General features: G+C 72.7%; 17 protein-coding genes and 1 pseudogene. 9 read left to right on the top strand and 9 right to left on the bottom strand.

Going from position 1 to position 21,363, the window contains the following annotated elements:
• Window positions 1-274 precede the first annotated feature (274 nt).
• On the top strand, window positions 275-535 hold the full coding sequence (locus IOD14_RS44930; RefSeq protein WP_349252439.1) for a hypothetical protein: 261 nt from the start codon (window positions 275-277) through the stop codon (window positions 533-535).
• On the opposite strand, the gene IOD14_RS26500 is transcribed toward IOD14_RS44930, so the two are convergent.
• Window positions 522-1,751, bottom strand: coding sequence for a SpoIIE family protein phosphatase (locus IOD14_RS26500; protein WP_123987318.1), 1,230 nt, complete (start codon window positions 1,749-1,751; stop codon window positions 522-524). The genes IOD14_RS44930 and IOD14_RS26500 overlap by 14 nt on opposite strands.
• Window positions 1,752-1,919: 168 nt before the next feature.
• On the opposite strand from IOD14_RS26500, the gene IOD14_RS26495 reads away from it, so the two are divergent.
• The gene (locus IOD14_RS26495; RefSeq protein WP_212671727.1) at window positions 1,920-2,618 is read left to right on the top strand and encodes an NAD(P)-binding domain-containing protein; all 699 of its coding nucleotides are present in this window, start codon (window positions 1,920-1,922) and stop codon (window positions 2,616-2,618) included.
• Between the two features lie 377 nt (window positions 2,619-2,995).
• On the opposite strand, the gene IOD14_RS26490 is transcribed toward IOD14_RS26495, so the two are convergent.
• Both IOD14_RS26490 and IOD14_RS26485 read right to left on the bottom strand, forming a co-directional pair.
• Window positions 2,996-3,682: a CBS domain-containing protein gene (locus IOD14_RS26490; protein ID WP_212671726.1), complete on the bottom strand. Its 687-nt coding sequence runs from the start codon at window positions 3,680-3,682 to the stop codon at window positions 2,996-2,998.
• Between the two features lie 15 nt (window positions 3,683-3,697).
• Window positions 3,698-4,162 carry a cyclic nucleotide-binding domain-containing protein gene (locus IOD14_RS26485; protein ID WP_123987315.1) on the bottom strand — a complete coding sequence of 155 codons (465 nt, stop codon included), beginning with the start codon at window positions 4,160-4,162 and terminating at the stop codon, window positions 3,698-3,700.
• 196 nt (window positions 4,163-4,358) lie between these two features.
• Between IOD14_RS26485 and IOD14_RS26480 the strand changes: the two genes are divergently transcribed.
• The 3 genes from IOD14_RS26480 to pflA are packed head-to-tail and all read left to right on the top strand — an operon-like array spanning window position 4,359 to window position 7,568.
• The gene (locus IOD14_RS26480; protein WP_123987314.1) at window positions 4,359-4,547 is read left to right on the top strand and encodes a hypothetical protein; all 189 of its coding nucleotides are present in this window, start codon (window positions 4,359-4,361) and stop codon (window positions 4,545-4,547) included.
• Between the two features lie 37 nt (window positions 4,548-4,584).
• Window positions 4,585-6,843, top strand: coding sequence for a formate C-acetyltransferase (pflB, locus tag IOD14_RS26475; RefSeq protein WP_212671725.1), 2,259 nt, complete (start codon window positions 4,585-4,587; stop codon window positions 6,841-6,843).
• Window positions 6,840-7,568: a pyruvate formate-lyase-activating protein gene (gene pflA, locus IOD14_RS26470; RefSeq protein ID WP_123987312.1), complete on the top strand. Its 729-nt coding sequence runs from the start codon at window positions 6,840-6,842 to the stop codon at window positions 7,566-7,568. Before pflB ends, pflA begins: the two co-directional genes overlap by 4 nt.
• Before the next feature lie 119 nt (window positions 7,569-7,687).
• Here the strand turns inward: pflA and IOD14_RS26465 are convergent, their stop codons facing one another.
• The 3 genes from IOD14_RS26465 to IOD14_RS26455 form a co-directional block, all read right to left on the bottom strand.
• A complete protein-coding gene (locus tag IOD14_RS26465) occupies window positions 7,688-8,128 on the bottom strand; it encodes a universal stress protein (RefSeq protein WP_212671724.1) in 441 nt (146 codons plus the stop codon).
• Between the two features lie 40 nt (window positions 8,129-8,168).
• On the bottom strand, window positions 8,169-8,735 hold the full coding sequence (locus tag IOD14_RS26460) for a hypothetical protein (RefSeq protein WP_212671723.1): 567 nt from the start codon (window positions 8,733-8,735) through the stop codon (window positions 8,169-8,171).
• Window positions 8,736-8,931: 196 nt separating this feature from the next.
• Complete coding sequence (locus IOD14_RS26455; RefSeq protein WP_212671722.1) at window positions 8,932-10,137, bottom strand: globin domain-containing protein; 1,206 nt, start codon at window positions 10,135-10,137, stop codon at window positions 8,932-8,934.
• Window positions 10,138-10,847: 710 nt separating this feature from the next.
• Between IOD14_RS26455 and IOD14_RS26450 the strand changes: the two genes are divergently transcribed.
• Together IOD14_RS26450 and IOD14_RS26445 are read left to right on the top strand one after the other, a co-directional pair.
• Complete coding sequence (locus IOD14_RS26450) at window positions 10,848-11,723, top strand: universal stress protein (RefSeq protein WP_123992497.1); 876 nt, start codon at window positions 10,848-10,850, stop codon at window positions 11,721-11,723.
• A gap of 47 nt (window positions 11,724-11,770) precedes the next feature.
• Window positions 11,771-14,140: a glycosyl hydrolase family 65 protein gene (locus tag IOD14_RS26445; RefSeq protein WP_123987308.1), complete on the top strand. Its 2,370-nt coding sequence runs from the start codon at window positions 11,771-11,773 to the stop codon at window positions 14,138-14,140.
• A 447-nt stretch (window positions 14,141-14,587) separates the two neighbouring features.
• On the opposite strand, the gene IOD14_RS26440 is transcribed toward IOD14_RS26445, so the two are convergent.
• The 3 genes from IOD14_RS26440 to IOD14_RS26430 form a co-directional block, all read right to left on the bottom strand.
• On the bottom strand, window positions 14,588-15,463 hold the full coding sequence (locus IOD14_RS26440; RefSeq protein WP_249126069.1) for a universal stress protein: 876 nt from the start codon (window positions 15,461-15,463) through the stop codon (window positions 14,588-14,590).
• Between the two features lie 375 nt (window positions 15,464-15,838).
• Entirely contained in the window at window positions 15,839-16,993 is a 1,155-nt protein-coding gene (gene ugpC, locus IOD14_RS26435; protein WP_212671720.1) for a sn-glycerol-3-phosphate ABC transporter ATP-binding protein UgpC, read from the bottom strand.
• A gap of 449 nt (window positions 16,994-17,442) precedes the next feature.
• On the bottom strand, window positions 17,443-17,937 hold the full coding sequence (locus IOD14_RS26430; protein WP_212671719.1) for a hypothetical protein: 495 nt from the start codon (window positions 17,935-17,937) through the stop codon (window positions 17,443-17,445).
• Between IOD14_RS26430 and IOD14_RS44530 the strand changes: the two are divergent.
• Both IOD14_RS44530 and IOD14_RS44525 read left to right on the top strand, forming a co-directional pair.
• A pseudogene (locus IOD14_RS44530) lies at window positions 17,868-20,097 on the top strand (bifunctional polysaccharide deacetylase/glycosyltransferase family 2 protein); the annotation flags it as partial. The gene IOD14_RS26430 and the pseudogene IOD14_RS44530 sit on opposite strands and share 70 nt — an antisense overlap.
• Window positions 20,086-21,267: an acyltransferase gene (locus IOD14_RS44525; RefSeq protein ID WP_249126304.1), complete on the top strand. Its 1,182-nt coding sequence runs from the start codon at window positions 20,086-20,088 to the stop codon at window positions 21,265-21,267. The pseudogene IOD14_RS44530 and the gene IOD14_RS44525, both read left to right, overlap by 12 nt.
• Window positions 21,268-21,363 lie beyond the last annotated feature (96 nt).

Below are 21,363 nucleotides of genomic sequence, written 5' to 3'. Positions count from 1 at the left end.
GCACTCCTGCGGGACGCCCCCGGCCGCACGGTGCCCACCGAACCCCTGGCCCGCCGCCTTGCCGCCACGTTCAGGCTGGGCATCATCTGGCAGGTGTCCGCCCTCTACGCCGTCGCATTCGGCGGTTCACCCACCTCAGGACCGGCCGCGGCCTCACCCGGACGGACGCCGCCAAGCGAATGGCGGGCCTCGTCCTGCTCGCGGTGGTCTTCACGGGCGCACTCGTGCGGAGCTTCACCCCGCCGCCCCCCTGGGCACCCTCGCGTTCCTCGCCATGGCCGCCATGCTCGGTGCCGGCAGCGGAGCGAACTTCGCTTTCGTGGCCCTGCCGGCCCCGCCCGACCGGGCCGGCTCGGTGACCGGAGTCGTCGGTGCGGCAGGGGGCCTGGGCGGCTTCGTTCTGCCGCTGGTGATGGGCTCGGTCCACGGCGCCTACGACTCCGGCGCGCCGGGCCTGGTCCTGCTCGTCGCGGTGGCTGCGGCGGCCCTGGCCTTTACGGGCACCGGGGTGTGCCGGGTCCTCACAGGCGGATGACGACGAGAGCGGTGTCGTCCGCGTTGCCGGTGGCTGGGAGCAGTTCCGTCAGGAGCGCGTCGGCCAGGTCGTCGGGACCGGCGTGGCGGTGGCGGGTGAGTGTGTCCGCGAGTCGGGCGAGGCCGGTGTCGATGTCCTCCGTGCGGCGCTCGATGAGACCGTCGGTGTACAGGACCAGCGTGGCGCCCTCGACGAAGGGCGTGGTGACCTCCGGGCGGGTGGTGTGCTCGGGGCTGGCACCGAGGGGCGGGTCGGTGGCCCGGTCCAGGAAGGACACCGTGCCGTCGGGGTGCAGCAGGGCGGGCGGGAGGTGGCCCGCGCTGCTGTAGGTGAGGGTGTGGTCGTCCCAGTCGATGAAGGCCGTGGCCGCCGTGGTCGACTCGGCCCCGTCGACGGAACGGGCGTACAGGCCGAGTGCCTCCAGTGCCCGGGCGGGACCGTCGGCGACGCGGGTGGCGGCGCTCAGCGCGCTGCGCAGCTGGCCCATGACACAGGCGGCCGACAGACCGTGGCCGACGACGTCACCGACGGCGACGGCGAGCCGGTCGCCCGGCAGGTCGACCAGGTCGTACCAGTCACCGCACACGTTCAGGGCGCCCACGGCGGGCCGGTAGCGGACGGCCGCCTGGTGACCGTCCAGGGGCCTGGGGGCGGGCAGCAGGGCCTCCTGCAGGGCCAGTGCCACCTCGCGTTCGCGGGCGTGAGCCTTGCGCAGGCGTTCGTTGACCTCCTGCAGTTCCCGGGCCCGGGTGTACAGCTCGGCCTCCAGCACGCGTGCCCGGCTGTCGCCGCCCGGTCCGCCGCGGGCCCGGATGAGTTCGGTGACCTCCTCCACCCGGTGGACGAGCAGTGTCACCTTCCCCTCGGGGCCGAGGACGGGGGCGTTGACCGGGCTCCAGAAGTGCTCCTGCCAGTGGCCGGGACGCTGGGGATCCTCGATGTCGTAACGCAGGACCGCCATGGTGTCGCGCTCGCCGGTGGCCACCGCGCGCAGCATCGACTCCCGTGTCTCCCGCATCCCGGCGGCGGCCGAGTCATTGGGGTTCTCGGGGAAGACGTCGAAGATGTAGCGGCCGACGAGGGTCTCGCGGGCGCGACCGGTGAGCCGTACGAAGTCGTCGTTCATGTCGACGTACACGAGCTCGGGCGTCAGCAGCGCCACCATGCCGGGCAGGGCCCGGAAGACCGCCGCGTAGTCGATCTGCGGTTTCCTCATGTGCAGCCTGCCTCGACACGAGCCATCATGATGTGATTTTCCACGATAGATGCGAACAGGTCGCCCTTTCGACAGCTACCGTCGTCACGCGACAGCGAACGACTCGGTTCGGATTCCTCGTGGGTACGGTCCAAGGGCCGGCGCCCGAGTCCGGAAGGACCCACTGGCATGCGTTACGCAGTCCTCGGTACCGGCATCGTCGGCCGGACGATCGCCGGCAAGCTCGCCTCCCTCGGGCACGACGTGGTCATGGGCACCCGCGATCCGGGGGCCACTCTCGCACGTACCGAGCCCGACGGCATGGGAAATCCGCCGTTCGCCCGGTGGCACGCCGAGCACGGCCAGGTACGTCTGGAGACCTTCGAGGCGGCGGCCGCCTCCGCCGAGACGGTCGTCAACACCACCGCAGGCATGCAGAGCCTCGACGCGCTCCACGCGGCGGGCGCGGCCAATCTGAGCGGCAAGATTCTCATCGACGTCGCCAACCCTCTGGACTTCTCCGCCGGGATGCCGCCCACGCTGGACCCGGTCGACACCGACAGCCTCGGCGAGCGCATCCAGCGCGCCTTTCCCGACGCCAAGGTCGTCAAGACCCTCAACACCATGAACTGCTTCGTCATGGTCGAGCCGGCCCGGGTCGCGGGGGAGCACACCGTGTTCGTCAGCGGTGACGACACCGGCGCCAAGAAGGCCGTCACCGCGCTGCTGGGTTCCTTCGGCTGGCCCGAGGCGAGCGTCATCGACCTGGGCGACATCACCAGCGCCCGCGGCGTGGAGATGCTCCTGCCGATCTGGCTGCGCCTGTACGGCACCCTCGGGCACGGCGACTTCAACTTCCATGTGCAGGGGGCGCGACCCGGGGCCTGACCTCGGACACGGGGGGAAGGGCAGCCGCCGGGAGGGTGTCGGGGTGGACGGCCCGGCATCGTGATCGTCCCCACCCACCCGGTCGCCGACGGACCGCTCCCACGGCGCCGGAGCTCGACGGTCCGAACGTCCCTGCCCCTGCCGAGGGGCCGCGCGTCGACCGGTCAGGTGACGGGTCCGCCGCTCGGGTGCCCGGTTCCCGGTGGGCGGCCTGCCGGAGCTGTGTCTGATCGGCGCCGGCGCCGTGCGTCACCGTGCGGGCCGACCACCGGCCGCCCTCGTGTTCCTGTACCGGCCGCCGGCGCCGGGCTTGCGCGGACGAGGCCCGGCCTCCGGCGGGCCGGGCACGCGGCTTCGGGGCAGCCGGCTGCCGTGATTCAGGACTGTGCGGCCTTCGAGTCGGGGGAGTGGGTCGTGTCCTCGCGCCCCTCCAGTTCGAAGTCCACGTTCACCACTCCCTCGACGGCGCGTACCAGGCGGGCGGCCACCGGGACGAGGGATGTGTCGCGGATCCGGCCGACGAGCGTGACGGCTCCGTCGTGCACCTCGACGCGGACCGTCGACGACGGTGTCGGGAACAGGTAGGACACCACTTCGCGGCGTACCTCCTCGGCGATCTCCTCGTCGTCGCGCAGGAACACCTTGAGCAGGTCGGACCTGCTGACGACGCCCTCCAGCACGCCCTGCTCGTCCACCACCGGCAGCCGCTTGACCCGGGCGTGGGCCATGGTGCGGGCGGCCTGGGCGAGCGTGGCGTCCGGGCGGGTGGTGAGGACCGGCGAGGTCATCAGCTCCTCCGCGGTGACCGCGCCCGCCTTCGCCAGGTCGGCCAGACGGCGCAGCTGGGTGTACCGGTCGGGGTCGCTGTCGCGGAACTCCTCCTTGGGCAGCAGATCCGCCTCGGAGACGATGCCGACGACCCGGCCCTCGCCCTCGATCACGGGCAGGGCGCTGACCTGCCGGTCCTGCATCAGCCGCACGATCTCCTTGAAGGTCGCCGTGCGGTCGACGGCGGCGACGGTGCGGGTCATGACGTCGCTGACGATGTGCGGGGTGCCGTGCATGATGACTCCTCGCGTTCAGATGGTGCTGCCGGAGCCGTAGGGGGCGTACAGGTCCAGGAGCCGGATCCGGGCGGAGCGGAGGCGGTGGGCGAGCACATTGCCGACCCACTGGGACACCGAACTGCCCAGAGCGGGGTCCTCCTGGCACATCAGCCGGACGGCGGTGGCGTCGAACTCGTACGTCCGCACCGGGCTCGTCGCCTCGGCGCCCAAGTGGTAGGTGTGCGGTGCGAACAGCCAGGACCAGCCGACGAGTTCGTTGTGCCGCAGGGTCTCGATCACGGCCGGACGACGGCCGGGTACGCGCATGTCGAGCTGAACGGTGCCCGTGCGGATGATCCAGAACCGGTCGGCCCGGCCGCCCTCCTCGAACAGCCGCGCCCCTTGCGGGAAGGACACCTCACGGGCGACGCGCATCAGCCGTTCCCGGTGTTCGGCGGGCAGGGCGCGGAGCATGCTGGGCGTGGGGGTGGTGATCATGGCCTGCCTCCCGACGGGTGGGGGTTCCTACCACTGCCAGCCTGCGCCCGCCGTCGGCACCGGCCCATGGGCCACTCGGTCCATCGGTTGGACCACTCGGCTTCGCCGCGACGACCTTCGGCACCCTCCGGCACGGTCGCCCGCCCTGTTGCATGAAGACGTGAGACGACCCGCCCGACGAAAGGGGGTGAATGCTGTGGGCACCTCACTGACTCCCGACTTCTGGAGGCAGTTCGCCGTCCTCCTGGTGGTCTTCGCCGCGGCCACCGTGGTGCTGAGCGCCGGGCTCGACGCGCTGGTCGTGCGGATGCTGCGGCACCGGCCGCCTGCCACCCGCCCGAACCGGACCACCGATCAGCCCGAACGGCCCCTGGCCCACCACTGAGGCGCGCACGGACGTGCGGAACGAGAAAGGAACGGCGATGACCGTCACTGTGACGACAGGCGTGCAGCCGGACGGGGCCTGGCGTGGATTCGCCGGGCCCCGTTGGCGCGAGCACGTGGACGTGCGCGACTTCATCCAGGCCAACTACACGCCCTACGAAGGCGACGCGTCCTTCCTGACCGGCCCGACCGCCCGCACCCGCGCCGTCTGGGAGAAGGTCAGCGCCCTGTTCCCCGAGGAGCGCCGCAGGGGCGTCCTCGCGGTCGACACCGCCACTCCGTCCACCATCACCTCGCACGACCCCGGCTACATCGACCGCGACCGCGAACTGATCGTCGGCCTCCAGACCGACGCCCCGCTCAAACGCGCCATCATGCCGAACGGCGGGCTGCGGATGGTGGAGAACGGGCTGCGGGCGTACGGCTACGAGCCCGACCCGTTCGTGACGCGCGTCTTCGGCACGTACCGCAAGACGCACAACGAGGGTGTCTTCGACGCCTACACACCCGAGATGCGCGCCGCCCGCAAGGCCGGCATCATCACCGGCCTGCCCGACGCGTACGGGCGGGGCCGGATCATCGGCGACTACCGGCGCGTGGCCCTGTACGGCACGGACCGGCTGACCGAGGCCAAGAAGGCCGAGCGCGCCCTGCTCGACGCCCGCACCTCCACCGCCGACGTCATCCGCGACCGGGAGGAACTCGCCGAACAGATAAGGGCGTTGGGCGAACTGACGCGCATGGCCGCCACGTACGGCTGTGACGTCTCCCGCCCCGCCGAGACCGCCCACGAGGCCGTGCAGTGGCTCTACCTCGGCTATCTCGCCGCGGTGAAGGAACAGAACGGCGCCGCGATGTCCCTGGGCCGCACCTCGACCTTCCTGGACGTCTACCTCCAACGGGACCTGGCGGCCGGGCTGATCGACGAGAGCCGTGCCCAGGAACTCGTCGACGACTTCGTGATCAAACTGCGGATCGTCCGGTTCCTGCGCACGCCCGAGTACGACGCCCTGTTCTCCGGCGACCCGACCTGGGTGACGGAGTCCATCGGCGGCATGGGCGCCGACGGGCGGACCCTGGTCACCCGGACCTCCTTCCGGTTCCTGCAGACCCTGTACAACCTCGGCCCGGCGCCGGAGCCCAACCTGACGGTGCTGTGGTCGCCCCGGCTGCCCGCGGGATTCAAGGAGTTCTGCGCCCAGGTCTCGATCGACACCAGCGCCGTCCAGTACGAGTCGGACGAGCTGCTGTGCCCGCGGACCGGCGACGACACCGCGATCGCCTGCTGCGTCTCGGCGATGGCGGTCGGCCGGCAGATGCAGTTCTTCGGAGCCCGGGTCAACCTTGCCAAGGCGCTGCTGTACGCCGTCAACGGCGGCCGGGACGAGATGACCGGAGACCAGGTCGCACCCGCGGCGCCCGCGCTGACGGGGGAGTACCTGGACTACGAGGAGCTGCGCGCGGCGTACGACCGCGTTCTGGACTGGCTGGCGCGGACCTATGTCGACGCGCTCAACGTCATCCACTACATGCACGACAAGTACGCCTACGAACGCCTCGAGATGGCCCTGCACGACCACCCCGTGCACCGGTTCATGGCGTGCGGGATCGCCGGTCTCTCGGTGGCCGCGGACAGCCTGTCCGCCGTCAAGCACGCGCGCGTGAAGGTGTTCCGGGACGCCGACGGACTCGCCGTCGACTTCCGCACCGAGGGTGATTTCCCGGCGTACGGCAACAACGACGACCGGGCCGACGGCATCGCCGTCGACCTGGTGGAGTCGTTCATGGCGAAGGTGCGCAGGCACCCCACCTACCGGGACGCCGAGCACACCCAGTCGGTGCTCACCATCACCTCGAACGTGGTCTACGGCAAGCACACCGGCAACACCCCCGACGGCCGCCGCGCCGGACAGCCCTTCGCGCCGGGCGCCAACCCGATGAACGGCCGCGACCGGCACGGGGTCGTCGCCTCCGCGCTGTCGGTGGCGAAGCTGCCGTACGAGGCGGCCCGGGACGGGATCTCGCTGACGACGACGATCACCCCCGAGGGCCTCGGACACGCGCCGGAGGAACGCGCCGGGCACCTGGTGGGCATCCTCGACGGCTACACGGCGGCCGGCGGCTTCCACATGAACGTCAACGTGCTGGACCGCGCCACGCTGGAGGACGCGATGCGGCACCCGGAGAAGTACCCGGACCTGACCATCCGTGTCTCCGGCTACGCCGTCAACTTCGTCCGCCTGACCCGCGAGCAGCAGCTCGACGTGATCAGCCGCACCTTCCACGGAACGCTGTGAGCACCGGCCGGGTTCACTCCTGGGACCTGTCCACCGGCGTGGACGGTCCCGGGACCCGGTTCGTGCTGTTCGTCTCCGGCTGCCCGCTGCGCTGCCTTTACTGCGCCAACCCCGACACCTGGCACATGCGCGACGGCCGGGAGGCGACGGTCGACGAGGTGATGGCCGAGATCGAGAAGTACCGGGCGTTCCTCACCACGGCGGGCGGCGGGGTGACCGTCACCGGCGGCGAGCCGTTGCTCCAGTCCGCGTTCACCGGTGAGCTCCTGCGCCGCTGCAAGGAGGCCGGGCTGCACACCGCGCTCGACACCTCGGGCTTCCTCGGCGCCCGTGCCGGCGACGCGCTCCTCGCCGACACCGACCTGGTGCTCCTGGACATCAAGTCCTTCGACGTCACCACCTACCGGCGGCTGACCGGCGGTGACCTCGGTCCCACCCTGAACTTCGCCACCCGCCTCGACCGCTCGGGCGTACCGATGTGGATCCGGTACGTCCTGGTGCCCGGCTGGACGGACCGGGAGGAGTCGGTCGACGCCCTGGCCCGCTTCGTGGCGGGCCTGGACGCGGTGGAGCGCGTGGAGGTCCTGCCGTTCCACCGGCTGGGCGCCGCGAAGTACGAGGCTCTCGGGCTGCCGTTCCCGTTGCGGGACACACCCACTCCCGGCGCCGAGGTGACCGAGCGGGTGCGCGAGCAGTTCAGGGCGCGCGGGGTGCGGGTCTACTGATCCGGGGCGCGGGTCCATTGCGGTGCGGGTCTACTGATCCGGGGCGCGGGCCCATTGCGATGCGGGTCCACTGATCCGAGGCGCGGGCTCGCTGCTCGGGGACGTGCGTCCGATCCCGGTCACTGGCCCTGTGCGGGCACCAGCACGACAGGCCCCCGGGCATCGCGCAGCACATCCCGTGCCACCGTCCCCGGCTCGCCGGTGCGGCTGCGGCCCACGATCACCAGGCGCGCGTCCCCGGACAGCAGGACCAGGGCGTCGGCCGGCGGCAGGTGCCGTACGTCCTCGAGGACCCGCACGTCCGGGTACTTCTCCCGCCAGGGCCGCAGCGCGTCGGACAGCAGCTGCACCTCGTGGTCCTCCCAGGCGGCGCGGTCCTCCTCCGGTATGCCGAAGGGCAGTTCGGCCGCGCAGGAGGGGAACCGCCAGGCGTGGACGGCGTGCAGGCGCGCGCCCCACAGCCGGGCGCAGTCGAAGGCGAGGCCGATGGCGGCCTCGGCGGGCCGGCGGGCGTCCACACCGAGCACGATCTCGGCGAACCGGTGCGAGGGCTTGGGCATGATTCACGTCTCCTGCGAGTCGGGTGGAGCTCGGTGCGCTTCAGCTGGTCCGGTGACCCCACCGCGGTCCGACCAGGTCCCACTCCCGGCCCCAGGCGTCGACACGCCGCCGGTCCAGCCGCCATCGTGCGACGGCGCCCACGGCGTGGACGGCCACGGCGAGGGCGAGCCCCGCCATGCTTCCCATGACGGCCGCCTCGAGCGCGGCCTCGGCGGTGGTCGGCGGTTCCGTGACCAGCCTTCCGTGGCCGTCCTGCCAGACCAGGAGATGTGTTCCGGCCTTCAGACCGGTGTCGACCAGGGTGTTGTCGGTGCGGGCCGACCCGTCGGGGGCCGTCCAGCGAATCCGCGCCAGGGCCTTGTCGCTGGAGGAGCGGACGGCGGCCGTGCGCCCGGACACGTCGGTGAGGAGAACGGCGCGGACGGAGTGCCGCTCCACCCGCTGTCGTGCGAACACCTCGTCCACGGCACCGGCCGTCACCAGCCCGGTGACCGTGCCTCCCACGACGACGACCGCCCACACCGCCAGCACGATCCACGCCTCGACGATGTCGTCCCGGCGTCGCAACGGGTTGCTCCGCCAACGCCAGAACCGCTTGCCGGCCATGCCCGTCCACCTCCTCCGGTCGTCCTGTGTCCGAAGATGACAGCCCCCGCCGTTGGACAGCAGGGGCCGAGAAGCCGTCGTGGCAGGGCCGGCCGGGACCGGTTCACGGCACGGGACGGGCCGTTCGGCCCCGGACGGCGCGGGCGTGGCCGCCGCGGGACTCCCGCGAGGCGGCCCGGCCCGGCCCGGCCCGGCCTCACTCCGCCGTTCCGGGGAGCCACAGGTCGGGGCCGAAGACCTCGTAGCGGATCCGGCGCGGCGAGACACCCGCGTCGAGGAGCCGGGTGCGGATCGCACGCATGAACGGCAGCGGGCCGCACAGATACGCGGTGGCGTCGGCGGGCACGTCCACGCCGTCGAGGTCCATCAGGCCGACCCGGGCGGCGGGTTCGGCGGCGCCGGGACGCTCGTACCAGAACACGGTCCGCGCCCGCGGCAGCAGGCCCGTCAGCTCATGGGTCTCGGCGCGCAGGGCGTGCTCGTCAGGCGATACGTCCGCGTGCAGGACGAGCACGTCGCGGGTGGAGCCGGTCGCCGCGAGCCGGGCGAGCATGCCGACCATGGGGGTGCAGCCGATGCCGGCGGAGACGAGGACCAGCGGGGTGTCGGCCTCGTCGAGGACGACGTCTCCGAAGGGTGCGGACAGGGTGAGTTCGTCCCCGGGCCGCACCGTGCGGTGCAGCAGGTCCGACACCTCGCCGTCGGGGGCGCCGTCGGTGCCGGTGACCCGCTTGACCGTGATGCGGCGCAGGTCCTCTCCGGGGTCGGACGACAGGCTGTACTGGCGCAGCTGGTGCACGCCGTCCGGCATCCGCGTCCGGACGCTGACGTACTGCCCGGCCTTCGCCGCCGGGGCGGGGCGGCCGTCGCCGGGACGCAGCAGGAAGGAGACGACGTCCGAGGTCTCCTCCCGGCGCTCGACCACGGTCCACGGCCGCCAGGTCCCGCCGGGGGCCACTCCGGCCTCCTGGTAGATGCGGGCCTCCTGGGCGATGAGCGCGCCGGCCATCAGCCAGTAGACCTCGTCCCACGCGGCGGCCACCTCGGGGGTGACCGCGTCACCGAGGACCTCGGCGATCGCCCCGAACAGGTACTTGTGGACGATCGTGTACTGGTCGTCGGTCACCCCGACCGCGGTGTGCTTGTGGGCGATCCGGGCCAGCAGGGCGTCCGGCCGGGTGCCGGGCTCGGCGAGGAGGGCGGTCGCGAAGCCGGCGATCGCCCCGGCGAGGGCCCGTCGCTGGGTGCCGCCGGCCTGGTTGCCGCGGTTGAACATCCCGTCCAGCAGTTCGGGCCGGTCGCGGAACATGGCGGCGTAGAACCGGGTGGTGATCTCGTCGAGGGCCCCGGCCACGGCGGGCAGGGTGGCCTTCACGAGGGCGGCGGACTCGGCGGACAGCATGAAGCCTCCAGAAACGGGGAGTTGACGGCCGCGGATCGGGTGACGGCCGACCCTGTATAGCAACAGGAATTCCGGCCTTTCGGTCTCTTTCGGACCGGGGTCGGACGGTGCGGGACCATCGGCGTCCAGGTCGGGACCAAGGTCCCGGTGCCCTGCCGCGGACCGGGTCCGGCCGGACCGCCGCCAGGGCCGTTCGGCCCAAGGCCGCCCGGCCGCGCCGCGTCTAGCGTTCCCGGCCATGGAGAAGGACCGGAACGCACGACGGGGACGACCGCGTGGCGCCGAGGGCCGGCCACTGGCCGCGCGGCGGCTGCGGACCCGCCGTGAGGTGTCGGCGGACGGGCGCGCGGTGTGCGGCGTGAACGACGGCTGGTGGGAGGGCTTCCACCGGAACCACCGCGTTCAAGACGGTCCTCCTGGACCGTGCCACCGCCGGCCCGGTGGTCCCGGGCGGCTCGCTCGGCTTCCGGTGGGGGGAAGCCGAGCGAGGCCGCCGGAACCAGGAACTCGGCGACGTGGAACCGAGTTCAGTCTGCTTGAGCGGGCCGAGGAGCGCGTGGAGATAGACCTGAGTCGTACGAGGACGCATCGCAGCCGTACCCCTGTGGGGCCGAAGGTCCCGCCGCAAGGGCCGCCCGCCCCTCGTACCGCCCGTCCGTGAATGCGACGGTGGTAGGAGACCCCGACTGTCACCGAAGGCGGTGAGGACGATGACACTCCCTCTGGTAGTGGGCGTCGACGGATCGGACGCCTGCCTGCCCGCCGTCGACTGGGCAGCCGACGAGGCCACACGCCACGGTCTGCCGCTGCGACTGGTGTACGCCTCCCTGTGGGAGCGCTACGAGGGAGCTCTGCCGTCGACCGCCCTGACGCGCCCGTCCCAGCGCCTGCTGGCCGAACACGTCGTCGCCTCGGCCGCGGAGCGCGCCGCTCTGCGCGACCCGGACCTGAAGGTGACCACCGACGTCCTCCCGGCCGAGGCGGCGGCCGCCCTGCTGCGCGAGGGCAACAACGCCTTCGCCCTGGTGACCGGATCGCGGGGCCGCGGTCAGCTGAAGGGCCTGCTCCTGGGGTCGGTCGGCCTGGCCGTGGCGGCCCGCGCGCACTGCCCCGTCATCGTGGTCCGAGGTACGACGGCCGCCCTGGCCGGCCACCACGAGCGGATCCTGCTCGGCGTCGGCGAACCGGCGGCCGGCTGCGAGGCCGTGCGCTTCGCCTTCCGCGAGGCCGAGGTGCGCGGGTGCACCCTCGACGCGGTCCGGGCCTGGCGCTGCCCCGCCCAGGAGAACACCGACCACCCCGCCCTCACCGCGGAACAGGGCCACCGGCACGAGGAACAGGCGTCGGCCCAGCTCGACGAGCTGCTGCGCGACGCCGTGGCAGAGCACCCGCGCCTGCGGGTGCGCCGTACCACCGTCGAAGGCCCGGCCCGGACCGTCCTCGTGAACCGCTCGGCCGACGCCGACCTCGTCGTGGTCGGCGCACGGCGCCGCTCCGGCCACTTCGGACTGCAGCTCGGCCGGGTGAGCCACACCCTGCTGCATCACGCGAGCTGCCCGGTGGCGGTCGTTCCACAACTCGTGTGAACGTGGTGGGGGCCGCTTCCGCAAGGCGCCGAAGGGGGATCGCCGAGGTGACGTCCTGGACATGGGAGTACGAGGGCTACGAGCCCGCGGAGCAGCGTCTGCGGGAATCGCTGTGCACCCTCGGCAACGGCTACCTCGCCACCCGCGGGGCGCTCCCGGAGTGCTCGGCGGACGATGTGCACTACCCCGGCACCTATGTGGCGGGCTGCTACGACCGCCTCACCTCGCAGGTGGCCGGACGCCAGGTCGAGAACGAGGACATGGTCAACCTCCCGAACTGGCTGCCGCTGCGCTTTCGCCTCACCGGCGGCGAATGGCTCACCCCGGACACCGCGCCCCTGCTCGACCACCGCTACGTCCTGCACCTGGCCTGCGGTTCACTGGAGCGCCGCACGCGGTACGGGCTCGGGTCCGGCAGGGTGCTGTCGGTCCGTCAGCTGCGCCTGGTGCACATGGCCGACCCCCATCTCGCGGCCCTGCGCACCGAGTTCACGGCCGAGGGCTTCACCGGTGAACTGGAGGTCGAGGCCGCCCTGGACGGGACCGTCACCAACGCGGGTGTGCCGCGCTACCGGGACCTGGACAGCCGCCATCTGACCCACGTGCACACGGGCACCACCGGCCCCGACACGATGTGGCTGCGCTGCCGGACGGTCACCTCCGACATCCGCGTCGCGATGGCGGCCCGCCTGACCGCCGACGAGCCGCCCACTGACCCGCACGAACCGGCGCGGGCCGTCCTGCGGACCCGTGTCCGGCTCGGCCCGGGGCGCACCGCCACCGTCGACAAGATCGTCGCCGTGCACACCTCCCGCGACCCCGCGATCAGCGACCCGCTCCAGGCGGCCGTCGACCGCGTGGGCGCCGCGCCCGGATTCGACGAACTCCTCGACTCCCACCTGACGGCATGGGACCAGCTGTGGCGGCGGGCCGAGCTCGACGTCCCCTCGGAGGCCGGCCGCATCCTGCGCCTGCACCTCTTCCACGTCCTCATGACCCTCTCCCCGCACACCGCGGACCTCGACGTCGGCGTCCCGGCGCGGGGCCTGCACGGCGAGGCCTACCGCGGTCACGTCTTCTGGGACGAGCTGTTCGTCCTGCCGTACCTGAACCTGCACTTCCCCGAGGTGTCGCGCGCCCTGCTGCGCTACCGCCACCGGCGCCTGGACCGGGCCTGTGCCGCGGCCCGCGCGATCGGCCGACGCGGCGCCCTGTACCCCTGGCAGAGCGGCAGCGACGGCCGCGAGGAGACCCAGGAACTGCACCTCAACCCTCGCTCGGGACGCTGGCTGCCCGACCATTCCCGGCTCCAGCGCCATGTCGGCTCGGCGATCGCGTACAACGTGTGGCGGTACTGCGAGGCCAGCGGCGACCTGGAGTTCCTGCACACCAAGGGTGCCGAGATGCTGCTCCAGATCGCCCGCTTCTGGGCCGAGTCGGCGAGCTGGGACGAGACACTGGGACGCCACCGGATCCGCGGCGTCGTCGGCCCCGACGAGTACCACGAGGCCTACCCGGACGCCCCGGAGCCCGGCCTCGACGACAACGCGTACACCAATGTCACCGCCGCCTGGGTGCTCACCCGCGCACTGGAGCTGCTGGACACCCTGCCCGAACCGCGCCGCCGCGAACTCGTGGAGCGCACCGGTCTGGACGGCGGCGAACTCGAGCAGTGGGAGGACGTCTCCCGCACTCTCCACGTGCCCTTCCACCACGGCGTCATCAGCCAGTTCGAGGGCTACGGCGACCTCGCCGAACTCGACTGGGACGGCTACCGCAAGCGCTACGACGACATCCGCCGCCTGGACCGCATCCTGGAGGCGGAGGGCGACACCGTCAACCGCTACCAGGCGTCCAAGCAGGCCGACGTCCTGATGCTCGGCTATCTCTTCGCGCCGGCCGAACTCAAGGAGATCCTCGCCCGGCTGGGCCATCGGCTGGACGACGAGGCCTGGCGGCGCACCGTCGACTACTACCTGCACCGCACCAGCCACGGCTCCACCCTCAGCGGCCTGGTGCACGGCTGGGTCCTGGCGCGGGCCCGGCGCGCGGACGCCTGGACCTACTGCCAGGAGGCTCTGCGCGGCGACATCGCAGACCTCCAGGGCGGCACCACCGCCGAGGGCATTCATCTGGGTGCCATGGCGGGCACCCTCGATCTCGTCCAGCGCGGACTGACCGGCCTGCAGACCCGGGGCGGCGCACTGTGGCTCGACCCGGTACCGCTGCCCGAACTGTCGTCGTACGGCTTCTCGCTCCGCTACCAGGAGCACTGGGGCGTACAGCTGCGGCTGGAGCGCGGTCGTCTCGACGTCATGGTCCCGGCGTCCGACGCGGACCCGATCGATATCCGGTTGCCGGACCGCGCGGTCGTCGTGGAGCCGGGAGAGACGGTGCGGCTGATCCTGCAGGACTGACGGACCGTTGCCCGGAGAAGCCTCGCCGGGGCGGGGGCCCGTGGTCGGTGTTCCGCGCCACGCGACCGACGCCCCGCCACGGCGCAAGACCCCCGGTGGCCTTCATGGGGAGCCGTTCGCCTCTCTCGCACCGCACGCCCCGACGCGATCCTGGAATCAGGCGGGGACGCAGGCCAAGGCTCCGCGAGGGGTCCTCTCCGTAACGGAGAGAGCGGCGTCAGCGCTCAGGGAGGCGGCTCCGGGAGGGGCTGCGACCGCACGTGGGTCGTCGGCCGCAGGTCGGCGCGTGCGTACGCACGCGCCGACCCGCCTCCCGCCCGCCGCGGCGCCCGGCTCCTCGGCCGCCACGCCCGGCTCCTCGGGTGCCGGTGCGGCAGGGGCCGGGCCTGGTGTCACATCCCCTCGTGCCCCCTCGTGCCCCCTCGTGTCCCGGGTGACGCGACCCGCTCACTCGTGCGCCACGACGACGACCGGGCAGCGGGCATGATGCATCGCCGCATGGGCGACGGACCCGGTGCGCACGCCGAGACGGCCGGAGCGGATCCGGCGTCCGACCACCAGGAGCCCCGCCTCCCGCGCAGCGGCCGGCAGGGCCTGCGAGGCCCGGCCCTCCACCACCAGCTCGTGCACCTCCACGGTCGGGAACTTCTCCCGCCACGGCTCGACGGCGGTGGCCAGCGAGCGCGCGGCCGACGACGCCACCGCCCTGTGCGTCCTCGCCACCGCGGCGGCCTGCACATACGGCGGACGCCATGCGTGCACGACCCGCAGAGACGCGTCACGCAGCACGGCGCTCTCGAAGGCGAACGCCAGCAACTCCTCGCTCGCGTGCCCCGGATCGACGCCGACGACGATGCCACGGTAGGGCGTATGCGTCGAGGGCCGCCCCTCGGCGTCCGGGAGATGCTCGTCCTCCAATGTCCCGCGGTCCCGCACGAGTACGACGGGCCTGGCCACGTGGCCCACCACCACCTGAGCCACCGAACCCGCGATGAACCCGCCGACTCCGCTGACCGCGCGGCTGCCCAGCACCAGCAGTTCGGCCTCGGCACCCACGGCGATCAGGACGTCGGGGGCGGAGCCGGCGATGTGCCGGGTGCTCAGGGAGAGCCGCGGGTAGGTTCCGCGCAGCCGGCCGGCGACGTCGGCCAGCGCGCGCCGCGCCAGCAGGCGCGGCCCGTTGAGCTCCGGCCGCTCCCTGTCCTGGGGCGACGTCACGCCCTCCCACGCCTGCACCAACTGCAGGGGCAGGCCGCGCCTCAGGGCTTCCCGGGCCGCCCAGTCGGCGGCGGCGAGGCTTCTGCTCGAACTGTCCAATCCCACGACAACAGGCCGCAACACGGTCAACACCTCCTTTGACCGGCGCCCGCACGGCCCTGTACGGACCGCTGCGAGTTCAGCATCGCCGCACGGGCGCCACCGGCATCAGGGGCCGGTGCGTCCAGAGCGCCGGGCCGATCGGCCCTTTAGACACCACCCGGTGCCGAAAGGGCCCTGTCCCGGATCCCGCCCGCCGCCGGAAGCCCTCCGAACCCGACGTCGGCGGCGCGGCGGTCATCGCCGTGAGCGGCAGGGGCACAGGGCGCAGCAGCTCCGGGCCGCCGCCTCGGCCGGCTCCGACGCTCGCGCACGGTGAGTGGCAGGTACCGGGGTCGAGGTCGCCTCGGCGCCGGGCCTCGACTCAGGTGCGTCCGTCGTTCACACAGAGACCGAAGGGCCTTCGGCGCGCGGCTTCACCACCGGAGCTTCTTCGTCCGGCAGCCGGAGACCGGTTCGCGCCGAGAAGAGGTGCACCTCGTCCGTGCGCGGCGTGATCCGCACACGCGAACCCTTGTGCCAGGGGCCTCGCCCCGGGGCCCGGACGACGACCCGCACCGACTCCTGGCCCACCTCGGCCGTGGTGTGGAGGTAGGTGACCGCACCGGTGTCCTCGACGGCGTCGACCACGACCTCCAGCCCCGGTGTCCCCAGGTCCTCCTGGGACAGGAGCGTGAACTGCTCGGGGCGCACGCCCAGGACGATCTCCGCCGTTCCCTCGTGGCGAGCCGCGGTCAGGGCCGTCCGGGGCAGGGCCAGGGGAAGGCCGCCGAGCTCGGTGCCGTCCGGGACGAGCGCGAGCCGGAAGAGGTTCATCGCGGGCGAGCCGATGAAACCGCCGACGAAGGCGTTGACCGGGCGCCGGAACACCTCCTGCGGGGTACCCACCTGCTGGAGCACGCCGTCCTTGAGGACCGCCACGCGGTCACCCATGGTCAGGGCCTCGACCTGGTCGTGGGTGACGTACACGGTGGTGGTGCCGAGCCGGCGTTGCAGCGAGGCGATCTGGGTGCGGGTCTGCACGCGCAGCTTGGCGTCCAGGTTGGACAGGGGCTCGTCCATCAGGAACACCCGCGGTTCGCGGACGATGGCGCGCCCCATCGCGACCCTCTGACGCTGGCCGCCGGAAAGGGACTTGGGCTTGCGGTCCAGATAGTCGCTCAGGTCGAGGATGCCGGCCGCCTCGGCCACCCGGCCGCGGATGTCGCTCTTGCGCATCTTGGCGATCTTCAGGGCGAAGCCCATGTTGTCCGCGGTCGTCATGTGCGGGTACAGCGCGTAGTTCTGGAACACCATCGCGATGTCCCGTTCCTTGGGCGGCAGGTGGGTCACGTCCCGGTCGCCGATGCGGATCGTGCCCGAGTCGACGTCCTCGAGACCGGCGAGCATCCGCAGGCTGGTGGACTTCCCGCATCCGGACGGGCCGACGAGGACCATGAACTCTCCGTCCGCGATCTCCAGTTCGAGATCGCAGACCGCGGGACGGTCCATCCTGGGGAAGCAGCGGGTAGCCCTGTCGAAGGTGACCGATGCCATGACTCTTCCCTCCCCGAAAGCCCCCGGACTACGGCGGACGCGGGACCCGCGGCGAGGGGCACGCCGAGACCCGGTCGTGTGGCACGGCTCCAGAGTCGGACGGCCGGCCCGGATCGGGCAGGAGCCGGACGTCCCGTCTCTCGGTCCGGTCGACCCATGGGTGAGGGCGTGCGGAGGCGCGAGGCTGAGCAAGGAGGGAGGGCGGCGTCCGGCGCTTCGAGGCGAAGGGGGGAGGCCATGGTCCCGAGCAGGAACGGCGGGACGCGGTGGCACCTGCCGCACCGCGTGCGGAGCGGGGCGGGAACCGGGACCCTGCCGCTGGCCCGCCCGGCAGTCGCCCGGGCCGCCGCGCCGAAGGACGAGGCGGCGCCCGTCTTCACCGACCGGACCGGGCGGCGCGCCCGCGTCCTTCGCCGACTCGCCTGCACGACGGGGCTGTTGCTGGCCGGCTACACCGTCGTGCTGGGGCTCAGCTTCATGGGGGCGACGCCCTTCGCACCCGGTTCCGTGCTTCCGGTACCGGGGGTCCCGACCGAGGAACCCGGCACCGTACCGGAGCGGCCCGGACCCGATGTCCCCCTCACGTCGGGTTCACCGTCCGCTCCGTCCTCCTCGCCGACGGACCTGCCGTCACCTTCGGCCTCGGTGACCGTGCCTACACCGGGCGGAAGCACCTCGGCGACGCCGACGCCGACGCCCACGCCCACGCCCACGCCCACGCCGACGTCGACACCTACGCCGACACCCACACCTACGCCGACACCGACCGGATCGGACGGCGGCACACCGACCGCCCCGACCACCGGCCCGGGCTCGTCCGGGACCCCGAGCCCGACCACGGGCGGGCCGGCCACCGCTCCGGCCACCGGCCCGGGTGAGCCGACGGCCGCCTCCGCGACCACGGCCCCGGGCGCGGCGCCCGACGTCTCGTCGCCCCTGTCCACAGGTCCCGTCTGATGTCCGCGTCGGCCCGGCCCACTCCGGACGCCCCGCACGTGGCCCCGGCGGGCAGGCGCGGTGGCTCCACGTCCCGTCCGCGGGTCTTCCTCCCCCTGCTCGTGCTGAGCGTCCTCGTCGGCATCCTGCTCCTGCACGGTTATGTCCACGGCGACTTCGCCGCGGACCACCGCGTGCGTCCCCCGGCCTCGGCCGACCGGGTCCCGGCCGCGGTCCTCAACGGCGGCCCCGTCGTGGACGCGCGAGGCTCCCCGGTGCGCAGCCACCGGATGCCGGGCGGGGCCGTCGCCCTCACCTTCGACGACGGCCCCGACCCCACCTGGACTCCCCGGATCCTGCAGGTGCTCGACCGGTACGGGGCGAAAGGCACCTTCTTCGTGACCGGATCGGCGGCCGCCCGGCACCCCGGTCTGGTCCGGCGGCTGGTCGCCTCCGGCCACGAGATCGGCGTCCACACCTTCACCCACCCGGACCTCGGGTACCAGTCCGAGACCCGGCTGGAGCGCGAACTCGCCCAGACCCAGCTCGCGCTGGCGGGCGCGGCGGGCATCCACAGCAGCCTCGTCCGGCCGCCGTACTCGTCCGAGGCGGCCGATCTGGACAACCAGTCGTGGCCCGTGGTGCGGCGGCTCGGCGCGAAGGGGTACGTCACCGCCTTCGTCGACGTCGACGGCGAGGACTGGCGGCGCCCCGGTGCCGACGCGATCGCCGACCGCGTCACCCGCCGGCTGACCGGCCGGGGTGCTGTGGTGCTGCTGCACGACTCCGGCGGCGACCGGTCGCAGACCGTCCGCGCACTGGAGCGGATCATCCCCGAACTCGCCGATCGCGGCTACCGCTTCACCACGATCACCGGCGCTCTGGGCGAGGGAAGCGCGCAACACCGTGTGCACGGTGCCCAGTTGTGGAGCGGGCGGATCTTCGTCGCGGCGGTCGTGGCCGGTGACCGGCTGGTCCCCTTGTTCGCCCTGCTGCTGGCCGTGGCCGGCGGACTCGTCCTCGCCCGACTCGTCGTGATGCCGTTTCTCGCCCGCCGCCACGCGCGCGTGCGTGCCGGCCCGCGCTTCCGCTGGGGACCCGAGATCACCGAGCCCGTCAGCGTGGTGATCCCGGCCTACAATGAACGCGAGTGCATCGCCCGGACCGTGCTGTCCGTGGTCCGCAGCACCCACCCCGTCGAGATCGTCGTGGTCGACGACGGCTCCACCGACGGCACCGGCGACATCGTGCGTTCCCTCGGACTGCCCGCGGTCGCCGTCGTGCGGCAGCCGAACTCCGGAAAGGCCGCCGCCCTCAACACCGGTGTGGCGTACGCCTCCCGCGAGCTGATCGTGATGATGGACGGCGACACCGTCTTCGAGCCCGACACGGTGCACCGGCTCGTGCAGCCCTTCGCCCGTCCGGTCGTCGGCGCCGTCGCGGGCAACACCAAGGTCGCCAACCGCGGCCGGCTGCTGGGCACCTGGCAGCACCTCGAGTACGTGATGGGTCTCAACCTCGACCGCCGTATGTACGACCTGCTGCACTGCATCCCCACGGTGCCCGGAGCCGTCGGAGCCTTCCGCCGCACCGCACTGCGGCACACCGGCGGGGTGAGCGCCGACACGCTCGCCGAGGACACCGACCTCACGATGGCGCTGCACCGGGGCGGCTGGGACGTGGTCTACGAGGAGCGTGCCCGCGGCTGGACCGAGGCACCCGCCACGCTCGGGCAGCTGTGGCGGCAGCGCTACCGGTGGAGCTACGGCACGCTCCAGGCGATGTGGAAGCACCGCCACGCGGTCGTCGAGCGCGGGCACGCGGGCCACTTCGGCCGCTACGGCCTCGCCGTGGTCGCCCTGTTCACGGTCCTGACGCCCCTGCTGTCTCCTCTGATCGACCTGTTCCTGCTGTACGGACTCCTCTTCCAGGACCCACGGCGCACGCTGCTGGCCTGGGGCGGGCTGCTGGCCGTGCAGCTGCTGTGCGCCGGCTACGCGCTGCGGCTGGACGGGGAGAGGCTGCGGGTGCTGTGGGCACTGCCGCTGCAGCAGCTCGTCTACCGACAGCTGCTGTACCTCGTGCTGATCCAGTCCTGCGTCACCGCGATGACGGGAGCCGGGCTGCGCTGGCACAAACTGCGCCGCACCGGCCGGGTGACCGCGCCCGCGGCACCGCGCCTCCTGCCTCCGCCACCGCCGACCGTCCCGCCGCCCGCGCATGCACACCCGCGGACGCAGGCGGAACCGGAGCCACCGAAAAAGGGCGGCCGAGACCTCTACCTGGACCTCCTCCGCGCCCTCGCTCTGATCCGCGTGGTGGCCTACCACGCCTTCAACTGGGCCTGGCTCACCCTGGTCTTCCCCGCCATGGGGGTGATGTTCGCCCTGGCGGGCTCCCTGATGGCCCGCTCCCTGGACCGGCACGACCGCAGCGCCACGGCGGTGGTACGGGCCCGTATGCGCCGTCTGCTGCCACCGCTGTGGGCGTTCGCCGGCTGTGTGGTGGGCGCCATGTTCCGGCAGGGATGGAATCCGGGGGAGAACGGCCGGGGCATCGCCGGCTGGGCCGAACTTCTCTGGTGGATCGTGCCGTTGCGCGATCCGCCGACCGACGGCAGCGAGTGGGCGTCGCAGATCGCCGCCCCTCTCTGGTACATCCGGGCCTACCTCCTGTTCGTCCTGCTCTCGCCCCTTCTGCTGCGGGTGTTCCGCAAGGGACCGTGGGTGTGCGTGGTGGGGTTCCTCGTGCTCGCCGAGGTCGCTCAGACCGGTCTCGTCCCCTTGCCCGAGGCCCTGCGGGGCCCGGTCACCGACCTGGTGGTCTTCGGAGCCTGCTGGCTGCTGGGCTTCGCCCACCGCGACGGCCTGATCCGCCGGCTCCCCGCACCGCGGGTGTGGGCCCTGGCCGTGCTGACGACGGCGATCGGCGGCTGGTTCGCGTTCACCCACCCCACCGACGAGGGCTACGACCTCGGTGAGATCCCCCTGGCGCAAGCCCTGTGGTCGTTCGGCTTCGTCCTGCTGCTGATGCGCTTCCGCCCGGCGGGCGACGCATGGGTCCGCCGGTACCGGCCGGTGCACGCGGCGGTGGTGCTGCTCAACGCCCGTGCGGTCACCGTGTATCTGTGGCACGAGGTGGCCCTCGTCCTGGGCGTGCTCCTCATCGACCGGATGTGGCAGGTGCACGCCCTGGAGACGGTCCTGCCGCTGGAGGCCGACTGGTTCCTGTTCCTGCTCGCATGGCCCCTCGTCGGCGGGGCCGTCCTGCTGGCCGGCTGGGTCGAGGACGTGGCGGCCCGCCGCCGGCCCCGCCCCTGGCCGACCCCGCGCACCTGATCCCGCGTCAGCCGACGCGCCCACGCCCGTGACGAGTGCCGTACGGCCCATATGCCCTGGTCCGTACGGCACTTGGAGCGCCTCCGCTCAAGGAGT

It is taken from the genome of Streptomyces sp. A2-16, from assembly GCF_018128905.1.
Taxonomy (GTDB): Bacteria; Actinomycetota; Actinomycetes; order Streptomycetales; family Streptomycetaceae; genus Streptomyces.
Note: the sequence above shows the minus strand (reverse complement) of the source record. Positions and strands in the feature narration are given on the sequence as shown.